The sequence below is a fragment of the Marivivens aquimaris genome (assembly GCF_015220045.1).
GTDB lineage: Bacteria > Pseudomonadota > Alphaproteobacteria > Rhodobacterales > Rhodobacteraceae > Marivivens > Marivivens aquimaris.
In genome coordinates this window covers 1,058,429-1,082,234 of the sequence record NZ_JADBGB010000001.1, presented here as the reverse complement: position 1 = coordinate 1,082,234, position 23,806 = coordinate 1,058,429, and the positions used below count along the sequence as shown (strand labels likewise).

At 61.9% G+C, this 23,806-nt stretch carries 24 protein-coding genes; 4 read left to right on the top strand and 20 right to left on the bottom strand.

All coding sequences use genetic code 11. The annotated features are described in order from the left end of the window. Positions 1 to 33: 33 nt before the first annotated feature. Together IF204_RS05400 and hisI are read right to left on the bottom strand one after the other, a co-directional pair. Positions 34 to 984: a class I SAM-dependent DNA methyltransferase gene (locus IF204_RS05400; RefSeq protein WP_194095272.1), complete on the bottom strand. Its 951-nt coding sequence runs from the start codon at positions 982 to 984 to the stop codon at positions 34 to 36. 206 nt (positions 985 to 1,190) lie between these two features. Continuing rightward, complete coding sequence (hisI, locus tag IF204_RS05395) at positions 1,191 to 1,550, bottom strand: phosphoribosyl-AMP cyclohydrolase (protein ID WP_194095270.1); 360 nt, start codon at positions 1,548 to 1,550, stop codon at positions 1,191 to 1,193. 68 nt (positions 1,551 to 1,618) lie between these two features. Here hisI and IF204_RS05390 point away from each other — a divergent pair, with 68 nt between their 5' ends. Continuing rightward, positions 1,619 to 2,059 (top strand): iron-sulfur cluster assembly scaffold protein, encoded by a 441-nt coding sequence (locus IF204_RS05390; RefSeq protein ID WP_194095268.1) that lies wholly within the window; start codon positions 1,619 to 1,621, stop codon positions 2,057 to 2,059. A gap of 97 nt (positions 2,060 to 2,156) precedes the next feature. After that, entirely contained in the window at positions 2,157 to 3,545 is a 1,389-nt protein-coding gene (locus IF204_RS05385) for a methyl-accepting chemotaxis protein (protein WP_194095266.1), read from the top strand. Between the two features lie 206 nt (positions 3,546 to 3,751). On the opposite strand, the gene IF204_RS20215 is transcribed toward IF204_RS05385, so the two are convergent. From IF204_RS20215 to sciP, 5 genes are all read right to left on the bottom strand, one after another. After that, positions 3,752 to 3,874: a hypothetical protein gene (locus IF204_RS20215; RefSeq protein ID WP_265588442.1), complete on the bottom strand. Its 123-nt coding sequence runs from the start codon at positions 3,872 to 3,874 to the stop codon at positions 3,752 to 3,754. Between the two features lie 108 nt (positions 3,875 to 3,982). Continuing rightward, the gene (gene recG, locus IF204_RS05380) at positions 3,983 to 6,073 is read right to left on the bottom strand and encodes an ATP-dependent DNA helicase RecG (protein ID WP_194095264.1); all 2,091 of its coding nucleotides are present in this window, start codon (positions 6,071 to 6,073) and stop codon (positions 3,983 to 3,985) included. Further along, the gene (gene ligA / locus IF204_RS05375) at positions 6,070 to 8,337 is read right to left on the bottom strand and encodes an NAD-dependent DNA ligase LigA (protein WP_194095262.1); all 2,268 of its coding nucleotides are present in this window, start codon (positions 8,335 to 8,337) and stop codon (positions 6,070 to 6,072) included. Before ligA ends, recG begins: the two co-directional genes overlap by 4 nt. Before the next feature lie 92 nt (positions 8,338 to 8,429). Continuing rightward, positions 8,430 to 9,143 carry a response regulator transcription factor CtrA gene (gene ctrA, locus IF204_RS05370; protein ID WP_194095260.1) on the bottom strand — a complete coding sequence of 238 codons (714 nt, stop codon included), beginning with the start codon at positions 9,141 to 9,143 and terminating at the stop codon, positions 8,430 to 8,432. A gap of 77 nt (positions 9,144 to 9,220) precedes the next feature. Then, positions 9,221 to 9,514, bottom strand: coding sequence for a CtrA inhibitor SciP (gene sciP, locus IF204_RS05365; RefSeq protein ID WP_194095258.1), 294 nt, complete (start codon positions 9,512 to 9,514; stop codon positions 9,221 to 9,223). Between the two features lie 129 nt (positions 9,515 to 9,643). Here sciP and mnmA point away from each other — a divergent pair, with 129 nt between their 5' ends. Continuing rightward, the gene (gene mnmA / locus IF204_RS05360; protein ID WP_194095256.1) at positions 9,644 to 10,783 is read left to right on the top strand and encodes a tRNA 2-thiouridine(34) synthase MnmA; all 1,140 of its coding nucleotides are present in this window, start codon (positions 9,644 to 9,646) and stop codon (positions 10,781 to 10,783) included. Between the two features lie 75 nt (positions 10,784 to 10,858). On the opposite strand, the gene lpxB is transcribed toward mnmA, so the two are convergent. The 13 genes from lpxB to pyrH all read right to left on the bottom strand — a co-directional run bounded on the left by lpxB (position 10,859) and on the right by pyrH (position 22,749). Further along, on the bottom strand, positions 10,859 to 12,004 hold the full coding sequence (lpxB, locus tag IF204_RS05355) for a lipid-A-disaccharide synthase (protein WP_194095254.1): 1,146 nt from the start codon (positions 12,002 to 12,004) through the stop codon (positions 10,859 to 10,861). Further along, positions 12,001 to 12,789, bottom strand: a complete 789-nt coding sequence (locus tag IF204_RS05350; protein ID WP_194095252.1) for an LpxI family protein — start codon at positions 12,787 to 12,789, stop codon at positions 12,001 to 12,003. Before IF204_RS05350 ends, lpxB begins: the two co-directional genes overlap by 4 nt. Next, positions 12,789 to 13,574, bottom strand: a complete 786-nt coding sequence (gene lpxA, locus IF204_RS05345) for an acyl-ACP--UDP-N-acetylglucosamine O-acyltransferase (protein ID WP_194095250.1) — start codon at positions 13,572 to 13,574, stop codon at positions 12,789 to 12,791. Before lpxA ends, IF204_RS05350 begins: the two co-directional genes overlap by 1 nt. Beyond that, on the bottom strand, positions 13,571 to 14,035 hold the full coding sequence (gene fabZ / locus IF204_RS05340) for a 3-hydroxyacyl-ACP dehydratase FabZ (protein ID WP_194095248.1): 465 nt from the start codon (positions 14,033 to 14,035) through the stop codon (positions 13,571 to 13,573). The genes lpxA and fabZ overlap by 4 nt, the downstream gene beginning before the upstream one ends. Positions 14,036 to 14,115: 80 nt before the next feature. Continuing rightward, a complete protein-coding gene (locus IF204_RS05335; RefSeq protein ID WP_194095246.1) occupies positions 14,116 to 14,682 on the bottom strand; it encodes an OmpH family outer membrane protein in 567 nt (188 codons plus the stop codon). 6 nt (positions 14,683 to 14,688) lie between these two features. Continuing rightward, entirely contained in the window at positions 14,689 to 17,022 is a 2,334-nt protein-coding gene (bamA, locus tag IF204_RS05330) for an outer membrane protein assembly factor BamA (RefSeq protein ID WP_228069076.1), read from the bottom strand. A gap of 101 nt (positions 17,023 to 17,123) precedes the next feature. Then, complete coding sequence (locus IF204_RS05325) at positions 17,124 to 17,279, bottom strand: hypothetical protein (protein WP_167638787.1); 156 nt, start codon at positions 17,277 to 17,279, stop codon at positions 17,124 to 17,126. An 84-nt stretch (positions 17,280 to 17,363) separates the two neighbouring features. Further along, complete coding sequence (gene rseP, locus IF204_RS05320) at positions 17,364 to 18,677, bottom strand: RIP metalloprotease RseP (RefSeq protein ID WP_194095242.1); 1,314 nt, start codon at positions 18,675 to 18,677, stop codon at positions 17,364 to 17,366. Between the two features lie 3 nt (positions 18,678 to 18,680). Next, a complete protein-coding gene (gene dxr / locus IF204_RS05315) occupies positions 18,681 to 19,847 on the bottom strand; it encodes a 1-deoxy-D-xylulose-5-phosphate reductoisomerase (RefSeq protein ID WP_194095240.1) in 1,167 nt (388 codons plus the stop codon). Beyond that, on the bottom strand, positions 19,847 to 20,650 hold the full coding sequence (locus IF204_RS05310; protein ID WP_194095238.1) for a phosphatidate cytidylyltransferase: 804 nt from the start codon (positions 20,648 to 20,650) through the stop codon (positions 19,847 to 19,849). Before IF204_RS05310 ends, dxr begins: the two co-directional genes overlap by 1 nt. 1 nt (position 20,651) lies before the next feature. Continuing rightward, positions 20,652 to 21,380 (bottom strand): polyprenyl diphosphate synthase, encoded by a 729-nt coding sequence (gene uppS / locus IF204_RS05305; protein WP_194095236.1) that lies wholly within the window; start codon positions 21,378 to 21,380, stop codon positions 20,652 to 20,654. A 31-nt stretch (positions 21,381 to 21,411) separates the two neighbouring features. Next, positions 21,412 to 21,975 (bottom strand): ribosome recycling factor, encoded by a 564-nt coding sequence (frr, locus tag IF204_RS05300; RefSeq protein ID WP_194095234.1) that lies wholly within the window; start codon positions 21,973 to 21,975, stop codon positions 21,412 to 21,414. A gap of 48 nt (positions 21,976 to 22,023) precedes the next feature. Then, positions 22,024 to 22,749, bottom strand: coding sequence for a UMP kinase (gene pyrH, locus IF204_RS05295; RefSeq protein WP_167638781.1), 726 nt, complete (start codon positions 22,747 to 22,749; stop codon positions 22,024 to 22,026). A gap of 146 nt (positions 22,750 to 22,895) precedes the next feature. Here pyrH and miaA point away from each other — a divergent pair, with 146 nt between their 5' ends. After that, on the top strand, positions 22,896 to 23,756 hold the full coding sequence (gene miaA / locus IF204_RS05290; protein ID WP_194095232.1) for a tRNA (adenosine(37)-N6)-dimethylallyltransferase MiaA: 861 nt from the start codon (positions 22,896 to 22,898) through the stop codon (positions 23,754 to 23,756). The last annotated feature ends 50 nt before the right edge of the window (positions 23,757 to 23,806 follow it).

The following is a 23,806-nucleotide window of genomic DNA, read 5'->3' as shown; positions in this document are numbered from 1 at the left end:
CCGGGGTTGAGGGGCAGAGCCCCTCAGCACGCATCAGGCCGCGACGACTTCGCCGCCATCGCGATCGAACCGCGACACCAGCGGCTCCACCCCTGCCACCACGCAGAACGCCTTCACATCCTCGCCGCGATCCTTGCGCAGCACGCAATCCGTCAGCGTGATGTACTTGAACCCTGCACGGCGCAGCACGCCAAGCACATAGTCTTCGGAATGCGCGAAACGGCGACTTTCGCGCAGTTCCAGCGGCGCATCGCCACGCTCAACGGTAAAGGCCAGCTGCCCGCGTGGCGCGAGGCTATTCGCGGCCCAGCCAATGACCCGCTCCAGCGCACCAACATAGATGAACACATCCGCCGCCACGATCAGATCATAGCGGATGTCGGACACATCCAACTCGCAGAGGTCCTGCTTGCCAAGGAAATCGTAGACGCCTTTATGGGCGGCCTGCTTCAGCATCTCTTGCGAAACGTCATACCCGCCGAGCCAATCGCAGCGATCCCGCAGTGCCTGCCCCATCAGCCCGGTGCCGCACCCAAGGTCGATGACTTTGCTGGCACGTTCGAAGCCAACATCGGTCAGCGCCCGCATGATCACATCCGGCCCCGTATAGTCCAGCTTGCCTACCAACGACGCCTCGAAACGCGGCGCGTATTGATCGAACAAGGTCTCAACGAAAGCCGTAGGCATGGTCTCGGCGACTGGCACAGCCCGCTGCAAATCGATCTTCAACCCCGCGCCGAACGGATCGCTCGGCTCCAGTTCAATCGCCTTGCGCCACGCTGACGCCGCAGCCTCCGCATCGCCTGCACTCTCGAAATAGTCGCCCAATTGGTACCAACCCGCCGCCCAATCGGGCGCAAGCTCCAGCGCGCTGGACATCACTTCGGCTGCATCCGCCCACGCGGCACTGGCCGCCATGGTTGCAGCAAAATCGGCACGACGATCCGCAAGCGGATGACCCGAGGAGAATGGCGTTCCAACCATTGACCGAACTTTCAGAAAAGGTCTGCCGATCGGCCCCAAATCGCCACTAGCAGATGCGGAACAACGCCAAAATCCGCGTTGCAGCGCGCACGTAATCCGCGCGCGAAATTCCGTCAAGCACCCGCATAATGCCTTTGGGCAAAAAATATCCCGGGGTGAATTGGCCAACGGCCAAGAGGGGCAGCGCCCCTCCTCACCCTGAACCGTCAGACCTCGGGCTGCATCAACTCCACCACCTCGCCGCCGCGCACAGCGCGGTAGAAACAGCTACGGCGGTTGGTGTGACACGCAGGCCCCGTCTGGCGCACCTTCACCAGAATACAGTCGGCGTCGCAGTCATAGGTGAACTCGACCAGCTCCTGAACGTGGCCCGAGCTCTCGCCTTTGACCCAGAACGCCTGGCGCGAGCGGGACCAGTAAGTCACGCGGCCGGTTTCCAGCGTCTTGCGCACGGCCTCGGCGTTCATCCATGCCATCATCAGCACATCGCCGTTCTCGGCGTCCTGCGCGATAACGGGAATGAGCCCGCTTTCGTTATATTTCAGACTGTCAGCATCAAAAGGCATCGGCTATCCCTGTTCCTACGGCAGCTTGCGGCCTATCTATGGCAGACCAGCGCAAAAGGGAAATCAAAGTGTCCGACACGTCCGATCTCGTCCAACTCTATTCCTCGCGTATTCTGGCGCTCACGGCGGACATGCCGCTGACCGAGCGGCTCGAAAATCCCGACGCGACGGTGAAGAAACGCGCACCTCTGTGCGGGTCCACAGTGACTGTGGACGTAAAAATGACGGACGGCGTTATAACTTCCTTCGGACAGGACGTTAAAGCTTGTGCATTGGGTCAAGCCTCGGCGGCGATCATGGGTGGGACCGTGATCGGACGTACACGGGCCGAGATTGAAAAAGCGCGGGACGAGCTCCGCGCCATGCTCAAAGACGGCGGTCCCGTTCCGGCGGCTCCGTTCGGCGAGTTGGAGGTTCTGCTTCCCGCTCGTGAATACAAGAACCGTCACGCGTCGATCCTGCTGGCATTCGACGCAACGGTAGAGGCAGCGGCACAAGCCGAGGCCTGAGGGAGAAATTTGGTCGATCACAGTCTCCGAGGCTTTGCCGAGGGGAAGGCTTGGTATGTCCCTTGCAATCGAGGGGCGTCAACGTGGCAGGATAGTGATGACCAAAGTCGAAGATATTACGCGCGTACTTGATCAGGTTTCGGGAGTCGGCTCCCGCATGGCGTCGGGCATTGTAGACGTCGCCGGTGCGCTGGACGAAATCGGGAAAGCTGCGAAAGAGCAGCAGGACGAGATGACCGCGCTGGAAACCCGCGTGCGCGAAATTCTGGAAATCAACGACTCCGTTCAGGAGGCGATCCAGACCGTCGCAGGCAATGCGACAAGCAACCTCGCGGCCCTCAACGAGAGCATCGAGAGCGCCCGCATCAGCAACGAAGGCAGCCGCGAGATCGCGAACTGGGTAAAGGCGCTGGACACCCGCATCGGCGAGGTCGTGGATACACTCCGTTCGGTGGAGCGCCAGAACGCGGAAATTACCTCGATCGCCCGTCAGGTGAATATCCTCGCCATCAACGCCAAGATCGAAGCCGTCCGCGCGGGCCGCTTCGGTAAGGGTTTTGCCGTGGTCGCCGATGCGATCAACGAACTGTCCGCTAGCACCACCAGCGCCGCCGACGCCGTGACCGGAAGCGTCGAGAAGATGGGCGAGAGCTTTGCCGCGCTCCGCAAGGAAGCGACTGGCGTGCAGGAAAAGGCCAGCCACGTCATCGAGGAGGTCGAAAAGACCGACCAGAAGATGTCCGCCATGTCGGAAAAGATGCAAGGCACGGTGAACACCACTCACGCCATGTCCGGCGAAGCGGAGAGGATTTCGCAGTCCATCGGCTCCTTTGGGCCCGCCTTCCATTCGATCAGCCAAGCCGCTGCCGAGACAGCCGCAGGCGTCGAGGAAAGCCGCGACCGCATCAACGCGCTGGTCGATGACAGCGAAGAGATCGTGCGCCTCAGCATCCTTGGTGGCGGCGCGTCGCAGGACCAGCGGTTCATCAACTACGTTCGCGATCTGGCCCAGACCATCAGCAAGAAATTCGAAGAGGCCATCGACCGCGGGAATATCCGCCTCGACGACCTGTTCGACCGCAACTACACGCCGATCCCGAACACCAATCCCGAACAGATGATGACCCGCTTCACGCGGTTCACAGATAGCGTACTCCCGCAGTACCTCGAAGCCGCCGCGTACTTCGATCAGCGCGTGGTGTTCTGCGCCGCCGTCGACGACAACGGCTACCTGCCGACGCACAATGCGAAGTTCTCTCTGCCCCAAGGCCCCGACCCTGTCTGGAACACCGCGCATTGCCGCAACCGCCGCATCTTCAATGACCGTGTGGGTCTGAAGGCGGGCCGCAGCCGCGAGCCGTTCCTGCTGCAAGTCTATCGCCGCGACATGGGCGGCGGTGAGTTCAGGATGATGAAGGACCTCTCGGCTCCGATCATCGTCAAAGGCAAACACTGGGGCGGTCTGCGCTTCGCCTACACGATCTGATCCCCCGCCATCGTAAGAAAAAAGAAACCGCCGCTCATCCCCTTGGATGGCGGCGGTAAGTGCGTGTTGCGTGTGGGAATCCGGTCGGTGAGAAAAACGGAAGAGGCAGGGATCCGTTAGACTGCATCTCGGGACAGGCAGGCAGTCACGTCAGACCAGGGGCAAACTGGTGACGGAACCGACCGGCACGAAACACGTATTCAAAGTCAGAAAACGCCAGGCAGAACCATCGCTGCGTAGAACATCACGGCGATGGCCGCGACACCTGCAAGATCAGAAAGAACCGTCTGCGGAGAACGGGTGATGAGGGATTTGATATCCTTTGCCATGTCGTCGGCTCCTTGTTTGGCGTTTTTGTTGCCACTTTGTTCTCATAGTTCTGCGATTCGATAAAGAACTTTTTAAGAACATTTGTGAACATTTCGGAACTTCAGGAATTATCCCACTGAAATCAGTCGGATAGCTTTGTCCTGTTCCATGAGCCAAAGGAGAACACGCGCGGCTTTTCCGCGCTCTGTCGTCAGATCAGGATCGTCGTGTAGCAGTTTACGCGCATCGCTCTGCGCCAGCTGCATCAAGGACGCCTGCCGTTCGAGGTCCGCGATTCTGAACCGCGGCAGACCCGACTGCGCGGTCCCGATCACGTCGCCCGCACCCCGCATGGCGAGGTCTTCTTCGGAGATACGGAAGCCGTCCTCTGTCTCCCGTAGGATCTCCAGACGGCGCTTGCCGGTCTCGCTCAGCGGCGGTTGATACATCAGCAGACAGGTCGACGCCGCCGCGCCGCGCCCGACACGCCCCCGCAGCTGGTGAAGCTGCGCGAGACCGAAGCTCTCGGCCCGCTCGATCACCATGATCGACGCGTTGGGGACGTTGACACCCACCTCGATCACGGTCGTTGCGACCAGTACCTTCGTCTCGCCCGCCACGAACCGCGCCATCGCCGCGTCCTTGTCAGTGGGCGGCATCTGGCCATGAACCAGCCCGACGACACCTTCACCAAGGATCGCGCGGAGCCGTTTGAACCGCTCCTCGGCGGCGGTCATGTCAGAGACCTCGCTCTCCTCGACCAACGGACAGACCCAATACGCCTGCCGCCCCTCGGCCACAGCTTTGCGGAGGCGTTCGACCACCTCCTCCATCCGCTGCGTGCTAACGAGCGCGGTGGTCACGGGCGTGCGTCCGGGTGGTTTTTCGTCCAGCACCGACACGTCCATATCGCCGTATTGCGTCAGCGCGAGGCTGCGCGGGATCGGCGTTGCGGTCATCACGAGGACATCGACCGCCTGCCCTTTGGCCCCGAGCTCCATCCGCTGCGCGACGCCGAAACGGTGCTGTTCGTCGATGACGGCGAGGCGGAGGTCATGGAAGAAAACGTCTTTCTGGAACACCGCGTGCGTGCCGACGAGGATATGGATCTTGCCCTCGGCCAATGCGGCCAGCTTGGCCTGCCGTTCCTTGCCTTTATCGCGCCCCGTGAGCAGTTCGATCACCACGCCCGCGCTTTCGGCAAGCGGTTTTAGCCCCTCAAGGTGCTGCCGCGCGAGGATTTCCGTCGGCGCCATCATCACGCCCTGCCCGCCGGCCTCCACCGCGACGAGCAGCGCCATCAGCGCGACCAGCGTCTTGCCCGCGCCAACGTCGCCTTGCAGCAGGCGGTTCATTTTGATCGGCGCGGCCATGTCGGCGGCGATCTCCGTCACCGCGCGGGACTGCGCACCGGTCGGTTTGTACGGCAGCGCGGCAAGCACGCGCTTTTGCAGCGCACCGTTACCGCGATTGACGAGGCCCTTGGACCGCCGCGATTTCGCCCGCGCCACGGCCAGCGTCAGTTGGTGCGCGAGCAGTTCGTCATAGGCCAGCCGCTGCCGCGTTTTGTCGTAGGCGGACAGATCGTCCATCGAACTGGGCGAATGCACATTGGCCAGCGCATCGCGCCACGACAGCCATCCCTCGCGCTTCTTCAGTTCGGGGTCGATCCATTCGGGCAGATCGGGCGCCAGCGCCAGCGCCGACCGCGTCGCCTTCCACATCAGTTTCTGCGTGATGCCACTGGTCAGCGGATAGACGGGCTCGAAGCTCGGGATCGTGTTTGCTTCCTCGGCGGGCAGCATGAAATCGGGGTGCACCATCTGGCCGACGCCGTCGAACCGCTCCAGCTTGCCGGAGATCACGCGGCGCGCGCCGACGGGCAGCACTTTGGTCAGGTAGTCGCCGCGCGCATGGAAAAACACGAGCTGGAAGGTCGTCTGCGCGTCCTCCACCGTCACGCGGTACGGACGGCCCTTCTGACGGTTAGGCGTGTGGCTCAGAACCTCGACCTCGACCGTGCAGGTCGCGGGCGCCGTGACCTCCAGCGTGCTGGCGCGGGTCCGGCGATCGACGCCGCTATAGGGCAGCGTGAACAGGATATCGCGTGGGCGCTCGATGCCCGTCGCCTCCAGCAGAGACGAGGTTTTCGGGCCCACACCGTCGAGCTTGCTGAGCTCGCCAAACAGCGGCCAGAGGATTTCCGGCCTGCCGCTCATAGGCCCGCGATCAGCTCCAACCACGCGTCTTCGTCGATGGTCTCGATGCCCAGCTCGGCGGCCTTTTCCGCCTTCGATCCCGCGCCCGGACCCGCGACAACCAGATCGGTTTTCTTACTGACCGAGCCGGAGACCTTGGCCCCTAGCGCTTCGGCCCGCGCTTTTGCTTCGGCTCGCGTCATCTTTTCGAGCGTGCCGGTGAAGACCACCGTTTTGCCGACCACGGGGCTTTCGGTCGCCTGCTGTTCGGGCGCGATGACCGTGAGGTGCTCCATCAGGCGGTCAATCACCGCACGTTCCTGCGGCTGCGCGAAGGTGGTGATCAGCGACTGCGCCAGCACCGCACCGACGCCGTTGATATTCACGATTTCGTCCCACGCGGCCACGGCGCTGTCGTCGATGGGGTTCTCCGCCTCAACCAGTTTGCGCACATCGGCAACCTTGGCGCGGCGGCCTTCTTCGGCAGCGGCGGCGCGTTCGGCGGCCACGGCCTCGTCGGCCTTGTTCTGGCGTTCGGCGGCGGGGATCGCGGCTTCGACCGTCTGGACCAGTGCGTCCCACGTCATGAAGTGCCGCGCTAGATCGCTGCCCGCGACCTCTCCCAAATGGCGGATACCGAGGGCAAACAGCAGCCGACCGAATTCGATTTTCCGCCGCTGATCGATGGCTTCAAAGATCTTCTTCGCGCTCTTCTCACCAAACCCGTCGCGGTTCTTGAGCTTCGCGAGTTGCTTGGCGTCGCGTTCTTCGAGCGTGAAGATATCGGCAGGCTCTTTGATCGGCAGAACCTCGTCGTCGTAGAACATCTCGATCTGCTTGTTACCGAGGCCCTCGATATCGAAGGCGCTGCGGGACACGAAATGCTTCAGCTTTTCAACTGCCTGCGCGGGACACACAAGGCCGCCGGTACAGCGCCGCACGGAGTCGCCTTCCTCGCGGATCGCCTCGGACCCGCATTCGGGACAAACGTGCGGGAATTCATAGGGTTGCGCGCCATCCTTACGGTGGCTCAGGTCAACGTCGGCCACCTTCGGGATGACGTCACCGGCGCGGTAGACCTGCACCCAGTCACCCACGCGGATGTCCTTGCCGCCGCGGATCGGCGCACCGTTTGAGTCGACGCCCGCAATGTAGTCTTCGTTGTGGAGCGTGGCGTTCGACACCACGACACCGCCGACCGTCACGGGCTGGAGGCGCGCGACGGGCGACAGCGCGCCGGTGCGGCCGACCTGAATGTCGATAGCCTCAAGGCGGGTCCACGCCAGCTCGGCCGGGAATTTATGCGCAGTGGCCCAACGTGGCGTGGTCGAACGGAAACCGAGGCGTTGTTGCAGCGCAAGGTCATTTACTTTGTAGACCACGCCGTCGATATCATAGCCGAGCGTGGCGCGCTGTTCTTCGATGCTGTGGTAGTGCGCCAGCATCTCCTCTTTCGTTTCGCACAGGCAGGTCAGCGGGTTGGTCGCGAACCCGAGCGCAGCGAGCCGTTCGATCGCACCCATCTGGGTGTCCGCCAGCGGCTCCGATACCTCGCCCCACGCGTAGGCGAAGAATTTCAACGGGCGCGCGCGGGTAATCTCGGGATCAAGCTGGCGGAGGCTACCGGCAGCGGCGTTGCGCGGGTTGGCAAAGGTCTTGCCGCCCTGCGCCGCGTGGCGTTCGTTGAGCGCGGCGAAATCGGCGTGGCTCATGTAGACCTCGCCGCGGACCTCAAGCACGTCAGGCGCACCGGTCAGCGTGTGCGGCACGTCCGCGATGGTCATGGCATTGGCGGTAACGTTCTCACCTTCGGAGCCGTCGCCGCGTGTCGCGGCCTGCATCAGCACACCGTTTTCATAGCGGAGCGAGAGCGAAAGGCCGTCGATCTTCGGCTCGGCGGTGTAGGCCACGCGCTCTTTCCGGCCGAGGAAATTGCGCACAGAGCTATCGAAATCGGTGACGTCTTCATCCTCGAACACGTTAGCGAGCGAAAGCATCCGCACGCGGTGCTGGACTTTGCCAAAGCCGTCGGACGGCGCGGCGCCCACCTGTTCGGAGGGGCTGTCATCGCGTTTCAGATCGGGGAAACGCTCCTCGATCTCGGCATTCCGGCGTTTCAGCGCGTCATAGTCGGCGTCCGAAAGAACGGGCGCGTCCTCGGTGTGATAAGCAGCATTTGCCTTGCCCAGTTGGTCCGCCAGGCGCGAAAGTTCGGCGCGGGCGGCCTCTTCGGTCAGATCGGACACGGCAATCTGCGACGGATCGGACTGGTTCTGCTGGCTCATGAGGGCTCCCCGACTTTCACGAACCGCCGCGCGGTTCTGTAAACGTTCTAGGGGGCGACCATGGGCCCGTCCAGAGAGTCCGGCGCAGAAATTTATGCAGTCGCGGCCAGTTGCGGGGCGTCATCCATCGCTTCGGGATCGCGCAGCACGTACCCGCGGCCCCAGACCGTTTCGATGCAGCTTTCGCCGCCCGTGGCGGTAGCCAGCTTCTTGCGGAGCTTGCAGATAAAGACGTCGATGATCTTGAGCTCGGGCTCGTCCATGCCGCCATAAAGGTGGTTGAGGAACATCTCTTTGGTCAGCGTCGTCCCTTTGCGGAGCGAGAGAAGCTCCAGCATCTGGTATTCCTTGCCGGTCAGATGCACAGGCTTTCCGCCGACATCCACCGTCTTCGCATCCAGATTGACGTTGATCGCGCCGGTTCGGATCATCGACTGCGCGTGACCCTTGGAGCGGCGCACGATCGCGTGGATGCGAGCGATCAGTTCTTCGCGGTGGAACGGCTTGGTCAGATAATCGTCCGCGCCAAAGCCGAAACCGCGAAGCTTGCTTTCGGTTCCGTCTTCGCCCGAGAGGATCAGAATGGGGGTTTCGACACGACCGAGGCGCAGCTGGCGCAGGACTTCATGGCCGTTCATGTCAGGAAGGTTCAGATCGAGGAGGATCATGTCGTAGTCGTAAAGCTTCGCCAGATCGATGCCCTCTTCGCCCAGGTCCGTCGTGTAGACGTTCAGGTTGGCATGGGTCAGCATCATCTCGATGCTCTTGGCAGTCGTCGGATCGTCCTCGACAAGTAGAACACGCATCCGCTGTCCTCCGTTAGTTGGTTACCTTCCTTTGTCTACCCGCACACTGGTTAATTTCTCGTTACTGTACGAAATATTTATGCACACTCTCCTTTGGGTTGTCTATATTTTTGTAGCGCTGTCGTCCGCAGCCCTTTTGCGCCATGCATTGTGTGGGCACTGATCCATTCTTCGAGCTCCGCTTCGGACAGGTTCCATACCCCGGCCGCTTCGGATTTTGTCAGCAGGCCAAAGACCACAGCCTCCACCACCAGCGCCTTGCGGGACGCGACCCAGCGGCTGGTATCGGGCGCAGGCAGATCGCCGCGCGTGAGTTTTCGGCCATCGGGAAGTGTGACCGCGCGCGGGCCCATCGGCTTTTTCAAAAACATTTTTACCCCTTATGTTCGCTCTATTGCAGCACATTGTGCGATCACGGCTTAACGAGGGGTGAAACCGCCCCTTGAGAGTACCTCGCATTTTCATATATTCCGTCGGACTTTACTGGACCGGAGTCGAAGATGTCCCTCGATCACCCGCTGAACTCGCTCGGCTTTGCCAAGCCGCCTTCTGAAACCCGCGTGGTTGTTGCCATGTCGGGCGGCGTTGACTCGTCGGTTGTTGCCGCGCAGCTCGCAGAAGAAGGCTACGACGTTGTCGGCGTGACGCTGCAACTCTACGACCACGGCGCGGCGCTGGCGAAAAAAGGTGCCTGCTGTGCGGGCCGCGATATCCACGATGCGCGCCGCGTGGCCGAACAGATGGGCTTCCCGCACTATGTGCTGGACTACGAGAACATCTTTCAGGAAGCGGTGATCGACGAATTCGCGGACAGCTATCTGGCCGGCGCGACGCCCGTGCCCTGCATCCGCTGCAACGAGCGTGTGAAGTTCAAGGACCTGCTGCAAACCGCCAGGGATCTCGACGCGGACTGCATGGCGACCGGCCATTACATCCAGCGTTTCGATGGCGAGATCGGGCCCGAACTGCACTGCGCCGCCGATGCGAACCGCGACCAGAGCTATTTCCTGTTCTCGACCACGCCCGAGCAGCTATCCTACCTGCGCTTCCCGCTGGGACATCTGAAGTCGAAGGCCGAGACCCGCGCGCTGGCCGCAAAATACGGCCTGCCCGTTGCGGACAAGCCCGACAGTCAGGACATCTGTTTTGTGCCGAACGGCAACTACGCCTCGGTCATCGAAAAGTTGCGCCCCGGTGCGGCCGAACCGGGCGAGATCGTGGATCAGGACGGTAATGTGCTGGGCGAGCACCGCGGCGTCATCCATTACACCATCGGTCAGCGCCGCGGTCTGGGCATCGGCGGTCTTGCCGATCCGCTGTATGTCGTGAAGCTCGACGTGGACAACAAGCGCGTTGTCGTTGGTCCGAAAGAGCTACTGGCGACCCGCACCGTGCCGATCCGCGAAGTGAATTGGCTGGGCAACGGCGATTTCATGGACAGCGGTGAGCGCGAGATTTCGGTGAAGGTCCGCTCGACCCGTCCGCCCGCGCCGGCGATCCTGCGTCCGATTTCGGCGACCGAGGCAGAAGTGGAACTGCTGACGCCGGAAGAAGGCGTCTCGCCTGGTCAGGCGTGTGTGTTCTACGAGAATGACAGCAGCCGCATCCTCGGTGGTGGCTGGATCTGGAAAGGGCGCTGAGGCGCCCTTTTTCATTGGGGCTCTGCCCCCTTGGCCTGCGGCCAATTCCCCCGAGGTATTTCTGTCAGAATGAAATCAGGGCATCCGCGCGAGAATTGCGCGCGCGGCTCTGAGGCCGGGTCTTTCGCCACCTTTGCCGAGCCGGTCCATGGTGGTGGCCATCGCGTCGCGCTGGGGCTGCGGATTAGCCAGTGTTTGGAGGATCGCGGGGGCGATTTTCTCGGGCAGGCAGTTTTTGCCGACGAATTCGGGCACGGCGCGAGTTTCGCTAACAAGGTTCACGAGCGTGAAGGTGTCGATCAGGGCCATGCGCTCGATGAGATATTGGGTGATTGCGTTGAATTTGTAAGCAATCACCATCGGCGTATTGGCGGCGGCAAGTTCCAGCGAGACCGTGCCCGATGCTGCGAGCGCTACATCGGCGGCGCGGAAGGCGGCGCGTTTTTCATCCGGCGTGCTCCCTTGGTTCGGGTCAAGCAGGATCGGTTTGACGGGCCAATCCGCGGTGAGTTCGGCGACCTTGGGCGCGACATGGCGGGCGCATGGGAGGACGAACTTGGCGTCCGGTTTCTGTCTGGCGACCTCTGTAATGGCGGGACCGAAGATCGGCGCGAGGCGCGTGACCTCTCCGGTACGCGATCCGGGCAGGACGAGGACCAGCGGGGCGTCACCGATGTTGTGCGCGGCGCGGAAGGCTTGCGCTTCGGCCTCGGTCGCTTGCGGTTCGGTGACGACGGGATGCCCGACAAAATCGCAGTCCATGCCCGCAGCTTCCATGTAGGGCGGCTCGAACGGGAAGAGCGCAAGGACGTGGTCGATGACCTTAGCCATCTTCTGCGCCCGCTTCGGACGCCACGCCCAGACGGTCGGAGCGACGTAGTGGACGGTGCGGGTGTCGGACGCTTCCTTCACCAGTTTCGCGACGCGCAGCGAGAAATCGGGCGCGTCGATGGTGATCATCACGTCGGGCTTCATTGCCAGTACAGCGTCGGCGGTTTCGCGGATGCGGCGCTTGAGGTGGAAGTATTTCGGCAGCACCTCTGCAATGCCCATGACCGACAGTTCCTCCATCGGGAACTGGCTGGTGAGGCCCTCGGCCTGCATCATCTCGCCGCCGATGCCTGCAAACGCCACGTCGGGGCGGAGTTCCTTGAGACCCGCCATGAGCGCGCCGCCGAGGCGGTCGCCAGAGGGTTCACCTGCGAGGATAAAGACCTTCATTGTTCGCGCACCCAGAGGAACATGCCGTTGGCGTTGAGAATGTCGAGGGCGGCCCGAAGGTGCATGACCATGACGCCGCCCGCTTCGATGACGATACCGCTGAGGCCCGCTCGGGCCGCGTTTTGCGCCGTGTCAGGGCCGATGACAGGCAGGTCGATGCGGCGGTCCTGATCAGGCTTCGGGGCTTTGAAGAGGATGCCTTCGGAGTTCAACGAGCGGATCATCGCGTCGGTGCCGTCGGGGCCCTCCTCCGCGATCAACGCGCCGTTCAGCACCACGCACGCCTGACCGACATCGCGGCGGCCCATGTCGGCGACGTGGCTGGTGGCGAAAATGGCGTCGGCCTCGGCGTTCTCGGGGAGGCCCGCGTCTGTCAGCACTCCGCTGGGCGGCAGCAGATCGGGCGCAATCTCGTGGGCGGCGAGGACGGTGAGGCCGTGTTCTTCGAAGATCCGGATGATCGTGCGGAGCGCGCTGTCGTCGCCGGGCTTCAGCGCCTGCTGGATGCGCGGGACCAGCGGCAGGGTCAGCGCGTCGATGGCGGCGGGATCGACCTCTGGACGGCGGACGGCGCCGGCGAAGCAGACCTCGGTGACGCGCTTCGTTTTCAGCGTCTCCAGCAGTGTGCCGAGGGTTTCGAGACGGAAGTCGATCCGCTCCAATTCCGCAGGCACGGTGGGCTCAAACCCCGCCATCGCGCAGATGAGGGGTCGCGTCCCCTGCTCCATCAACGCCTTGACCAGCGCCGACGGCAGAGCGCCCGTGCCCGCGATAATCGCGATCATCAGGACGGCGTCAGGAAGTTGCGATCGGTATCACCGAGGATGAAATCGACCATCTGCTTGACGTAATCGCTCTCCGTCTCGTCCTTGAGGCGATGCGCGCGGTCGAGGAACGTGCCCTCGCCGTCCTTCAGCATCTGGAACGCGGCGCGCAGGGCGGTGATGTCCGAACGGGCGACGCCTTTGCGCTTAAGACCGACGAGGTTCAACCCGTCGAGCTTGCCGCGAGGGCCTTGAACCAGAGCGTGCGGGATGACGTCGTTCGTCACCATCGTCAGCGCGCCGATGATAGCACCCTGCCCGATGCGCACCCACTGGTGGATACCGCAGAGGCCGCCGATGATGACATCATCCTCGATATGACAGTGACCCGCGACAGCCGAGCTGTTCACGATGATGACGCGGTCGCCGACCTGCGCGTCGTGCGCAACGTGGCAGCCTGCCATCAGCAGACAATCGTCGCCGATGCGGGTTTCGCTGCCGCCGCCTGCGGTGCCGGTGTTGACGGTCACATGCTCGCGGATGCGGTTGCGGGCGCCAATACGCAGACGGGTCTTCTCGCCGCCGAATTTCAGATCCTGCGGGATTTCACCGATGACGGAGAACGGAAACACTTCGGTTTCGTCGCCGATATGCGTGTCGCCCGTGACGACAACGTGGGATTTCAGGACAACGCCCCGCCCCAGCACGACCTCTGCCCCGACGAGGCAGAACGGACCGACGATGCAATCGGGGCCGATGACGGCTCCGTCCTCGATAACGGCGCTGGGGTGGATGTTGGCGGTCATTGTGCGGTCATGTCCATCATTGCGGTGAACTCTGCCTCTGCGGCCATCTCACCTTCAACTGTGGCAACGCCTTTGAATTTCCAGACCTTGCCGCCCGGCTTGCCGCGGGTGGTTTCGATCTGCATTTCCAGAACATCGCCCGGAACGACCATGCGGCGGAACTTCACGCCGTCGATGGCCATGAAGTAGACCTTCATGTTCTTGTCGGCCATACCCAGAGCCGCACCGACCATCACGCCAGCGGTCTGCGCCATGGCTTCGACAATCAGAACGCCCGGCATGACCGGCTGATCGGGGAAGTGGCCTGTGAAGTGCGGCTCGTTCATGGTGACGTTCTTGATGCCCTTGCCGGACTGGGTGCCGTTGATATCGACAACCTTGTCTACCAGCAGGAACGGGTAGCGGTGCGGAATAATGCGCTGGATCAGGGCGATATCGGCGGTGGTGACGGCTTCGGTCATATTATTGGTCCTTATGGCGGGACAGTCTGTAACTTGCGGGTTCAGTACCAACTCGCCCCTCTGTGGGCAAGCGCGAGGCGTTACTCTGCGGCAGGTTCGGTCAGATCGCTGCCGTCGCCGAGGCGTTCGTCAATCAGTGCAATGGCGGGCGCGGTAATGTCGGCCGAGCCGAAATAAAGGATCACATCGCGGCGGGCCATCAGCACGGTCGCGCGGCGTTCCTGCATCAATTCGCCAAGGATCGGACGGACCGCGTCGTCAAAAGCCGCGCGTGCATTGGCAAGCTGCTGCTTCAGCGCCTCTTCTTTGGCGTCACGGGCCACGCGGATGCCCTGCACACGCTCGTCAAATGCGTCGGCTGCGTCACGGAAGTTTTCGGGGGACATCAGTTCGCGGCGCTCGGCGAGGCTCTTTTCCTCTTCGGTCAGCGCATCGGCAATGCGGGCGTTTTCGGCTTCAAGCGCGTCGGTCTGCTGCTGGATATCGTCCAGCACGCGCCGCCCGTAAAGCGAGTTCGTAAACACCTGATCGGCGTCGATAATCGCGACGGTGGCCAGCGGCACCGACTGCGGTTGCGGCTGTTCTTGCGCGAACGCCGCGCCCGATGAGAGCGCGGCGATCAGGAGATATGCGGCGATGCGCAACATGAGGGATCAGAAACGGGTCGAGATCGAAACGTCGAAGGACTTCGTCTGGTCCAGCTCTTCGGTCTGGAGCGCTTCGGTGAAGTCGAAACGCAGCGGACCGATCGGCGTATCCCAGAACATCGACAGACCTGCGACCGAACGCGGCGTGAAGTCACAGTAGTACACGTTCGGATCGCTGTCGCAGTCGAAACCCGGATCCCAGAGCGAGCCGTAGTCGTAGAACGCACCGCCAGAGATGCCGTACTCTTCGGGCAGGCCAAGCGGGAATTCGGCTTCGAGACGGGCGACCGCGTAGGCTTCACCGCCCAGAGCGTCATTGATGACGTTGTCCGGATCGCTATCGTCGTAGTAACGCGGACCAAGGCCGTACTGTTCAAAACCGCGCATCTGGCGGCTGCTCAGGTTGAAGCGGTCGATAATGCGGCTGTCGCCATCGCTGTAGTGCAGCAGGCCGCCTTCGATCGTGGCGCGGAGCGTCAGGTCTTCGTTCAGAACCTTCGTCTCTGCCGAGGCGCGCGCGGTGGTTTCGATGTAGTTCGCATCACCGAAGCCGAACTCCTGACCGACGCGGAAGCTGTAGGTCGTCTTTTCGTCCAGACCGTCGCGGGCGCTGCTCCACGAGTAGTTATAGCCGACACCGCTGGTCCAGACGCCGCCTTCATCGGCCAGAACGTAAGGCGAAACCTCGTCTGCGTTGGCGTCACGGATTTCGGCATAGTTGCTGAGCACATAGGTGTTCAGGCGGCCACGGTCGGAGACGTTGAACGTCAGACCCGGCTGGAAGTTGAAACGGGTGGTGTCGTAATCGGCGCTCTCGCGGTTGGTCGCGCGGTAGCTGAAGTCGAAGTCGAATTCGACATCGCGGCCCAGCAGGTACGGCTCCGAGAAGTTGAGCGTCAGGTAGTTGTTGGTCTTCGCGGTCGAGATCGACACGTTCAGCGCCTGACCACGGCCAAGGAAGTTCGCCTGACGGAACGAGGCCAGCAGTGAAACACCGTTGTCGGTGTTGTAGTTCGCACCGAACGACAGCGAGCCGGTCGGCTGTTCGGTCACGTTCACGTCGATGACGACCTGATCTTCGGACGAGCCCTGACGTGCGTTCACCTCGGCATTCGAGAAGAAGCCGAGGGCGCGGATGCGCTCCGCGCTCTGGCGGATCGAACGCGGGTTGAAGGGGTCGCCTTCGACAACGCGGAACTGCTGACGTACAACGCGGTCGAGCGTGGTGTTGTTACCTTCGATGTCGATACGCTCGACAAAGATACGCGGGCCGCGCTTGAGCTGGAAATCGACATTGATGAGCAGACCGCGGTCATCGCGGGTGACAACCGGTTCGACCTGCACGAACTGGAGGCCCTGACGGACGGCCAGTTCTTCGATGCGGGCGATGTCGTTTTCAACGTCGAGCGGCGTGTAGGTCGAGCCGCTGCGGGTGCGCACGACTTCCTGGAACGAAGCAACGTCGACTTCCGGCAGATCGCTGGTGACGGTGATGTTGCCGAAATCGAACTGCTGACCTTCCTCAATGCTGAAGGTCATGAGGTAGGCGTCACGCTCACGCGCCAGCGTCACGTCGGTGTCGAGGATCTGGAAGTCCACATAGCCGCGCGACTGGTAGAAGTCGGTCAGAACGCGTTTGTCGAACTCGACGCGGTCGGCGACATAGGTGTCACGACCGATCAGCGCGCGCAGGATGCCTGCTTGCTTGGTTTCCAGAACGCCGCGCAGACGGCGGTCGGAGAAGCTGTTGTTGCCGGTGAACGCAATGCGCTCGATCTCGGTCACGCCGCTTTCTTCGACCTCGTACACCACGTTCACGCGGTTGTCGGGCAGACGGATGATGCGCGGAGTGACGACTGCGTTGATACGGCCATCGTTGGCATAGGCTTCGGCCATGCGCTGGGCGTCGGCAGCAACATCGTCGGGATTGTAGATGCGGCGCTCGGTGGCAGAGACTAGCCCGAACAGTTCGTCATCAGACAGACGGCGGTTGCCTTCGATGTTGATGCGGTAAACGGTCGGGCGCTCGACAACCTGAATAACGAGGCCGCCGCCTTGGGTCACGACGTCGACGCTTTCGAACAGGCCGGTCGCACGCAGACGCTGGGCGGCGTCATTGATGTCGCCAGCCGAAACAGCGCCCGACGCGGGCAGTTCGAGGTAGTCGATGATCGTACCGGTCTGGATACGCTGGTTGCCCTGAACGGCGATATTTCCAACCGAGAAACTCTGCGCGAAGACCGGCGTCTGGATGGTCGAAAGACCGATCAGCGCGGCCGCCGTGAGACGAAGCAGGGTTTTGGCCGAAGCCGGTTTCTTATCGTTGGGAAAAAATCGCATCAATCCAGCCAGTCCAGACAAAACAGTCAGCTTCTGACCTACCCAGAATGATGGGCCTTGTCAAAACAACAACGCACCCTTTCGGGTGCGCTGGGCGGGCTTTAGTGAAGGTCGGTCCAAGCCATCTCGATCAGCTCGTTTCCAAGGTAGTTCGCGGCCACCAGCGCCACAAGCACGGCCCCCGCAAACAGGAACCTGTCCCAGTTCAAACGGGCCAGAAACGACAGACGATCATATCCGGCGGTGATATAAGCCATATCCATTGCCTCCTTACACTACAGCGAACGTATATTCCCCGATTTGGGCGAATTTACGGCGCTGCGCGAAGTCAGGCGGATTTCTCAGCGGCAGAAGATCGCGTCGTTCAGGATGCCGAACAGCATCAGCGACAGAATGAGGCCGAGGCCCACGACGATCAGCACACGCATCGCGCCATCGCTCGGACGTTTGCCGGTGATGCCCTCATAGGCAAAGAACACCAAATGGCCGCCGTCGAGCACGGGAATCGGGAAGAGGTTCATCAGCCCGATTGCCGCCGAAAGGGTCGCGATCCACTGGATGAAATCGAGCGCACCTGCCGCAGCCATCTGGCCCGACGCCTCTGCGATGCCAATGGGGCTGGAGAGGTTACAGGTCGAAATTTCGCCGAGGATCATGTACTTCATGCCCGTCAGCGACAGGTCGATGATGTACCACAGACCTTCAAAGGCGTTGCCGATGGCCTCGAAAATACCGGGGGTTTCGGTGACCGGTTCGAAGAAAATGCCACCCGAAATACCCAAAAGCCAACGGGTTTCGAACCCGTCTGCGGTGGGCAGATCGCGGCGGTCGGGCGTCACGGTGATGTCGATGACGCCGCCATCGCGCCACAGCGTCAGAACCTGCGGCTCGCCATCGGACGCGCCTGCAAGCTCCATGAGTTGGCTGAAGGCAAAGACCTCCTGCCCGTTGATCGCGGTCACAACGTCACCTTCGAGAACACCGGCTTCACGCGCGGCGCCGTTCTGGGTCAGGCTCATGACGCGGGTCGTCTGCGGATACGGGCCTTCGACCTGCATCTCCTCGCCATCGCGAACGATGGTGTAGGTCAGCGACGGCTCCAGCGGCAGATCGTCAAGCGCGGCAGCGAACTGGGCGACCGAGCGGGCGTCCATGTTTTCCACGGCAATAATCTGGTCGCCGGCTTCAAGCTCTTGCAGATAGGTCGCGGGCAGTTCCGGCACGGTGCGCAGGGTCAGCGGGTCCGTCGCCTTGCCCGACCAAAGGCCGAGGCCAGTGAGGATGACGACCGTCAGAATGAAGTTGAAGATCGGACCCGCAGCGACAGTTGCCGAGCGCGCCCAGAGCGGCGCGCCAAGCATCGTATCACGCCCGCCCACATCGCTGGTGTTCACACTCGCCGCGTTCGCATCGCCGCGAAATTTGACGTAGCCGCCGAGCGGGATCGCCGCCAGCTGCCACTGCGTGCCGTGCTTGTCGACGCGCGAAAACAGCACCTTACCGAAGCCGAGCGAGAACACGTCGGCCTTAATGCCGCTCCAGCGACCGACGATGTAGTGGCCGTATTCGTGGATCGCCACGATGATCGACAGGGCAATAACGAAGGCAGGGATGGCCAGAGCGATGTTACCGAAATTGGGCAGGAAGCTGGTCATCTGTTAATCCATCGTCTCCATGATTTCCGAAGCGCGTGCGCGGGCCTCGGTGTCTGCTTGCATGATCGTATCAATCCCGTGGGCATTTGTGCGATCAGTCGAGGGCGACATAGTGTCCATTGTGCGTTCGACGACCTGTGCCATGTCGAGGAACCCGATTTTCTTCGCGATGAACCCGTCGAGGGCGCGTTCCTTCGCGGCATTGAAGATCGCGCCGGACAGGCCGCCTTCATGCATCACGCGGTGCGCCAGCGCCAGCGCGGGGTAACGCGCATCGTCGGGGGCGCGGAATGTCAATTGGCCGATTTTGGCGAGGTCCAGACGTTCGACAGGCAGTTTGCGGCGCTCGGGCCAATGCAGCGCGTAGCCGATGGCGTGGCGCATATCAGCAGGCCCAACGTGGGCCATCAGCGCGCCGTCGTTAAAGCCGACCATCGCGTGGATCAGGCTTTCGGGGTGGACCAGAACCTCGATCTGCGAGGGGTGAACGCCGAAATACTCTTTGGTCTCAATCAGTTCGAGCGCCTTGTTAAACATCGAGGCGCTGTCGATGGTGATCCGCTGGCCCATATCCCAGTTGGGATGGGTGGAGGCTTGCTCAACCGTGGCTGTCGCCAGTTTCTCCATCGGCCAGTCGCGGAACGCACCGCCCGAGGCCGTGATGATGACGCGCTCGACGGCAGACAGATCCTCACCCACCAGCGCTTGGAACACGGCCGAATGTTCGCTGTCGACGGGAACGACGGTCGCGTTGTGCTCGGCGGCGGTCTGCATCAGCAGCGGACCCGCTGTCACGAGCGACTCCTTGTTGGCAAGCGCCAGCGTCGCGCCCTGCTTCAACGCCTCCAGCCCCGGCAACAGACCGGCAGCGCCGACAATCGCGGACATGACCCAATCGGCTGGACGCTGGGACGCTTCGCGCATCGCGTCCGCACCTGCGGCGGCTTCGACGCCAGTTCCAGCCAGCGCGTCTTTCAGGTCGGGCAATAATTCTTCATGGCAGGTCACAGCAACATCGGCGTTCAGCCGGATCGCGTCCTTGGCCAATTGCGAAATGTTACGGGCACCCGTCAGCGCGACCACATCGTATTCCTGCGGAGCGCGGGCAATCAGGTCGATCGTGTTCTGTCCGATGCTTCCCGTTGCGCCGAAAATGGACACACGTCTCATCAATATCCCTTCGACGCGATAAACGGCTCCATGATCACGACATATGCCGCGAGGACCAGTGCTGCGGCCATCAGCGCGTCGAACCGGTCAAGCAGACCGCCATGCCCCGGAATGAGGGCTGAACTGTCTTTGACCCCTGCCCGACGTTTCAGCGCGCTTTCGGCAATATCGCCCAGCTGGCCCGCAAAGGCCATAAACACCGACGTGAACATAAGTACGAGGACTGCTACGGTCGAGCCTTCGGAGAACGCCCAGCCGATTGCTGCCGCGCCGACCCAGCCGCCAGTGGTGCCGGACCATGTTTTTTTGGGGCTGATCGCGGGCCAGAACTTCGGACCGCCGAGGCTTTTACCCACGAAATAACCGAGGATATCGGACATTACGACCACCAGCACGAGCCAGAGCGTATAGGGCAGCGAAAGCTCACGCAGCATCCAGATCGACCCGCAGGCGGCCAGAACGCCGAACGCGTAAAGCGACAGCCATACGCGGTCACGTTTGATCGTGGCAAAGATCGCGGCGGCCAGCAGCGCAAAGATCACGCCCTCTGCACCGAACGGGATCAACACGCACAGGAATACCGTGATGCCGCCGACAACTCCGAACGCCTTGGCGCGCAGGTTCGCGAGCGGATGCCCCATCCGGTAGATTTCCCAGATCATCAGACCTGCACAGATCGAGATGAAAAGAAGGAAGACGAAATGTCCGAGGACCAGTGCGCCACCGCCGATGATTGCGAGCACGATGCCCGAAGTCACGCGTGGCCCGAGGTCACGCCATTTGTTTTTGACACGTTCGCGCATCTTAGCCTTTGATTCCGCCGTACCGACGTTCGCGGTTGGCGTAGTTCTTGACGACCTTGCCGAACTCTTCGGCCGTGAAGTCAGGCCAGAGCGTATCGACGAATTCATATTCAGAATAGGCCGACTGCCACAGAAGGAAATTCGAAATGCGCGCTTCGCCCGATGTCCGGATCACAAGATCGGGGTCAGGCAGCACGCGAGTGTCGAGAAAACGCGACAGCGTTTCGGCGTCGACGTCCTTGTGGGTCAGGTTGCCCTGCTCCACCTCATAGGCGAGGCGCTGGGCCGCACGGGTCACCTCATCGCGGCCGCCGTAGTTCAGCGCGATGGTCAGGTGACACTTGTCGTTGGTCGAGGTCAGAAGCTCCAGCTCGTCCATCAGCGTGACCAGCTTTGGCTCCAGCTTCACGCGGTCACCGATGAAACGGACACGCACGCCTGCCTGAAGCAAAGCGCGGGCTTCGCGTTGGATATACATGCGGAACAGCTTCATCAGACCGGCAACTTCGGTCTGGGTGCGTTTCCAGTTCTCGGTCGAGAAAGCAAAGATCGTGAGGTACTTCACGCCGTTGGGCGGACAGGCTTCGACGATTTCGCGGACACGCTTGGCACCGGCCTGATGCCCGAAAAGACGAGGCCGCCCGCGCTGCTGCGCCCAGCGGCCGTTGCCGTCCATGATAATCGCGACGTGGCGCGGACCGTCTTGGTCAGTTTCCAAATGTCCGTCCATACTGGAGTTCCTCGCCACGAAACATGCAGGTTTAAACCTGCATGATCTCCGCCTGCTTGTTCTCCAGAAGATCGTCGACCTGCTTGACGTACTTGTTGGTCAGATCCTGAACTTCGGATTCCCAGAACTTCTGGTCATCTTCCGAAAGGCCGTCGTTCTTGGCCTTCTTGATCTGGTCCATACCGTCACGGCGCAGGTTACGGATCGCAACGCGAGCGTGTTCGGCGTACTGGCCTGCGACCTTGGTCAGCTCGCGGCGGCGTTCTTCGTTCAGTTCGGGGATCGGCAGCATGATGATGGTGCCGTTGAGCTGCGGGTTGATGCCCAGACCGGACTCGCGGATGGCCTTTTCGACCTTACCGACCATGGCCTTGTCCCAGATGTTAATGGTGACAAGGCGCGGCTCGGGCACGTTGACGGTGCCCAGCTGGTTGATCGGCGTCATGGTGCCGTAGGCTTCGACCTGGATCGGCTCCAGCATGGAGCCCGAACCACGGCCGGTACGCAGCGAAGCGAATTCGGTGCGCAGCGCGGAAATGGCGCCGTCCATACGGCGGGTCAGGTCGTCGGTGTCGAGTTCAAAATCTTCGGACATACTTTCTGCTCCCCTCGGGGGTATTCTTCGGTTCGGACTGCTATAACCTTAACGGTGCACAGTTGTATAGGTGCCTTCACCCGCGAGGATACCGCGGAAACCGCCCGGCTCGTCGAGGCTGAACACGATCAGCGGCATGTTGTTGTCGCGGGCCAGCGCAATAGCCGAAGCGTCCATCACCTTGAGATTCTGGCGGAAAACCTCGTCGTAGGAGATACGGTCGAAGCGCTTTGCGTCAGGGTTCTTCTTGGGGTCGCTGTCGTAGATACCGTCGACCTGCTTGCCCATGAAGATCGCCTCGCAGGACATCTCGTTGGCACGCAGCGCCGAGGCGGTGTCGGTGGTGAAGTACGGGTTGCCCGTGCCGGCGGCAAAGATGCACACACGCTTTTTCTCGAGGTGGCGCACCGCGCGGCGGCGGATGTAGGGCTCGCAAACCTGATCCATCGGAATGGCCGAGATGACGCGGGTGAAGACGCCGAGCGTTTCAAGCGCGGACTGCATCGCCAGCGCGTTCATCACGGTCGCGAGCATGCCCATGTAGTCTGCAGTGGTGCGTTCCATGCCCTGTGCGGAGCCCTGAAGGCCGCGGAAGATATTACCTCCGCCGATGACCATGCAGATTTCGACGCCAAGGTCGTGGACCGATTTGACTTCGCGGGCAATGCGCTCAACGGTCGGCGGGTTGAGGCCGAACTGGCCGTCGCCCATCAGGGCTTCCCCTGATATTTTGAGCATGACCCGTTTGAATTTCACATCCTTGCCGTCGGTCATGGCTCTATCCTCGCGCTGGTACTTTGATCGGCGTGGAAAATGTCGCAAAAGGCGCGAAAGGGCAATGGCGGTATCGCCGGAAATTGGCAGGTTGTGTGAATTCTCTGTAAAACCTGCACAGCATCTAGGAAAGGTTGCCGCATTTCGTGTCACTGATCGATAGCATATCCGCCGAAAAGCCCGTGCTCATTGCGGGTCCGACGGCCTCGGGCAAATCCGAACTGGCGCTTCGCATTGCAGAGGCCAAGGGCGGCGTGATCGTGAATGCCGATGCATTACAGGTGTTTAGCGGCTGGCGCATCCTCACCGCGCGGCCCGATGATTCTGATCTGGCACGGGCGGAGCACAAACTTTACGGCCATGTGCCCTTCGATCAGCCCTATTCGGCGGGTCACTGGCTGCGCGATGTGACCCCTCTGCTGGGCGGAGAGCGCCCGATCATCGTCGGCGGCACGGGCCTCTACTTCATGGCGCTGACCGAAGGGCTGGTGGAAATCCCCGCGACCCCGCCTGAGGTTCGTGCTGAGGGTGACCTCATCGCCCTGCCCGATCTGCTCGCCGCGCTCGACGACAAAACGAAATCGCGGATCGATACGAACAACCGCCCGCGTGTGCAGCGCGCTTGGGAGGTGCTGACAGCCACGGGGCGCGCACTCGCCGACTGGCAGGACGACACGCCCCCGCCGCTGCTGCCTGCCGCTGACACGCACGCGCTAGTGCTGCGCCCCGATGTGGACTGGCTGAACGAACGTATTGGCCGACGCTTCGATCTGATGATTGAGAGCGGCGCTCTGGACGAAGCCCGTGCCATGCTGCCCCACTGGGACCCGAGCTATCTGTCCTCCAAAGCCATCGGCGCGCCCGAGATGATTGCGCACCTCCAAGGCGCGATGACGCTGGAGGACGCCCGCGACGCCGCCGTCACCGCGTCACGCCAGTACGCCAAGCGCCAACGCACGTGGTTTCGTAACAGAATGAAACATTGGAGGCCCGTCGCCCTGCCCTGATGCGGCAAGTTTACAACGGTTTTACGGGTGCGAATCAAAACCGTTGCTTG

Coding starts and splice junctions, on each gene's coding strand:
- IF204_RS05400 (WP_194095272.1), bottom strand. CDS start 984: ATGGTTGGAACGCCATTCTCCTCGGGTCATCCGCTTGCGGATCGTCGT.
- hisI (WP_194095270.1), bottom strand. CDS start 1,550: ATGCCTTTTGATGCTGACAGTCTGAAATATAACGAAAGCGGGCTCATT.
- IF204_RS05385 (WP_194095266.1), top strand. CDS start 2,157: ATGACCAAAGTCGAAGATATTACGCGCGTACTTGATCAGGTTTCGGGA.
- IF204_RS20215 (WP_265588442.1), bottom strand. CDS start 3,874: ATGGCAAAGGATATCAAATCCCTCATCACCCGTTCTCCGCAGACGGTT.
- recG (WP_194095264.1), bottom strand. CDS start 6,073: ATGAGCGGCAGGCCGGAAATCCTCTGGCCGCTGTTTGGCGAGCTCAGC.
- ligA (WP_194095262.1), bottom strand. CDS start 8,337: ATGAGCCAGCAGAACCAGTCCGATCCGTCGCAGATTGCCGTGTCCGAT.
- ctrA (WP_194095260.1), bottom strand. CDS start 9,143: ATGCGTGTTCTACTTGTCGAGGACGATCCGACGACTGCCAAGAGCATC.
- sciP (WP_194095258.1), bottom strand. CDS start 9,514: ATGTTTTTGAAAAAGCCGATGGGCCCGCGCGCGGTCACACTTCCCGAT.
- mnmA (WP_194095256.1), top strand. CDS start 9,644: ATGTCCCTCGATCACCCGCTGAACTCGCTCGGCTTTGCCAAGCCGCCT.
- lpxB (WP_194095254.1), bottom strand. CDS start 12,004: ATGAAGGTCTTTATCCTCGCAGGTGAACCCTCTGGCGACCGCCTCGGC.
- IF204_RS05350 (WP_194095252.1), bottom strand. CDS start 12,789: ATGATCGCGATTATCGCGGGCACGGGCGCTCTGCCGTCGGCGCTGGTC.
- lpxA (WP_194095250.1), bottom strand. CDS start 13,574: ATGACCGCCAACATCCACCCCAGCGCCGTTATCGAGGACGGAGCCGTC.
- fabZ (WP_194095248.1), bottom strand. CDS start 14,035: ATGACCGAAGCCGTCACCACCGCCGATATCGCCCTGATCCAGCGCATT.
- IF204_RS05335 (WP_194095246.1), bottom strand. CDS start 14,682: ATGTTGCGCATCGCCGCATATCTCCTGATCGCCGCGCTCTCATCGGGC.
- bamA (WP_228069076.1), bottom strand. CDS start 17,022: ATGCGATTTTTTCCCAACGATAAGAAACCGGCTTCGGCCAAAACCCTG.
- IF204_RS05325 (WP_167638787.1), bottom strand. CDS start 17,279: ATGGCTTATATCACCGCCGGATATGATCGTCTGTCGTTTCTGGCCCGT.
- rseP (WP_194095242.1), bottom strand. CDS start 18,677: ATGACCAGCTTCCTGCCCAATTTCGGTAACATCGCTCTGGCCATCCCT.
- dxr (WP_194095240.1), bottom strand. CDS start 19,847: ATGAGACGTGTGTCCATTTTCGGCGCAACGGGAAGCATCGGACAGAAC.
- IF204_RS05310 (WP_194095238.1), bottom strand. CDS start 20,650: ATGCGCGAACGTGTCAAAAACAAATGGCGTGACCTCGGGCCACGCGTG.
- uppS (WP_194095236.1), bottom strand. CDS start 21,380: ATGGACGGACATTTGGAAACTGACCAAGACGGTCCGCGCCACGTCGCG.
- frr (WP_194095234.1), bottom strand. CDS start 21,975: ATGTCCGAAGATTTTGAACTCGACACCGACGACCTGACCCGCCGTATG.
- pyrH (WP_167638781.1), bottom strand. CDS start 22,749: ATGACCGACGGCAAGGATGTGAAATTCAAACGGGTCATGCTCAAAATA.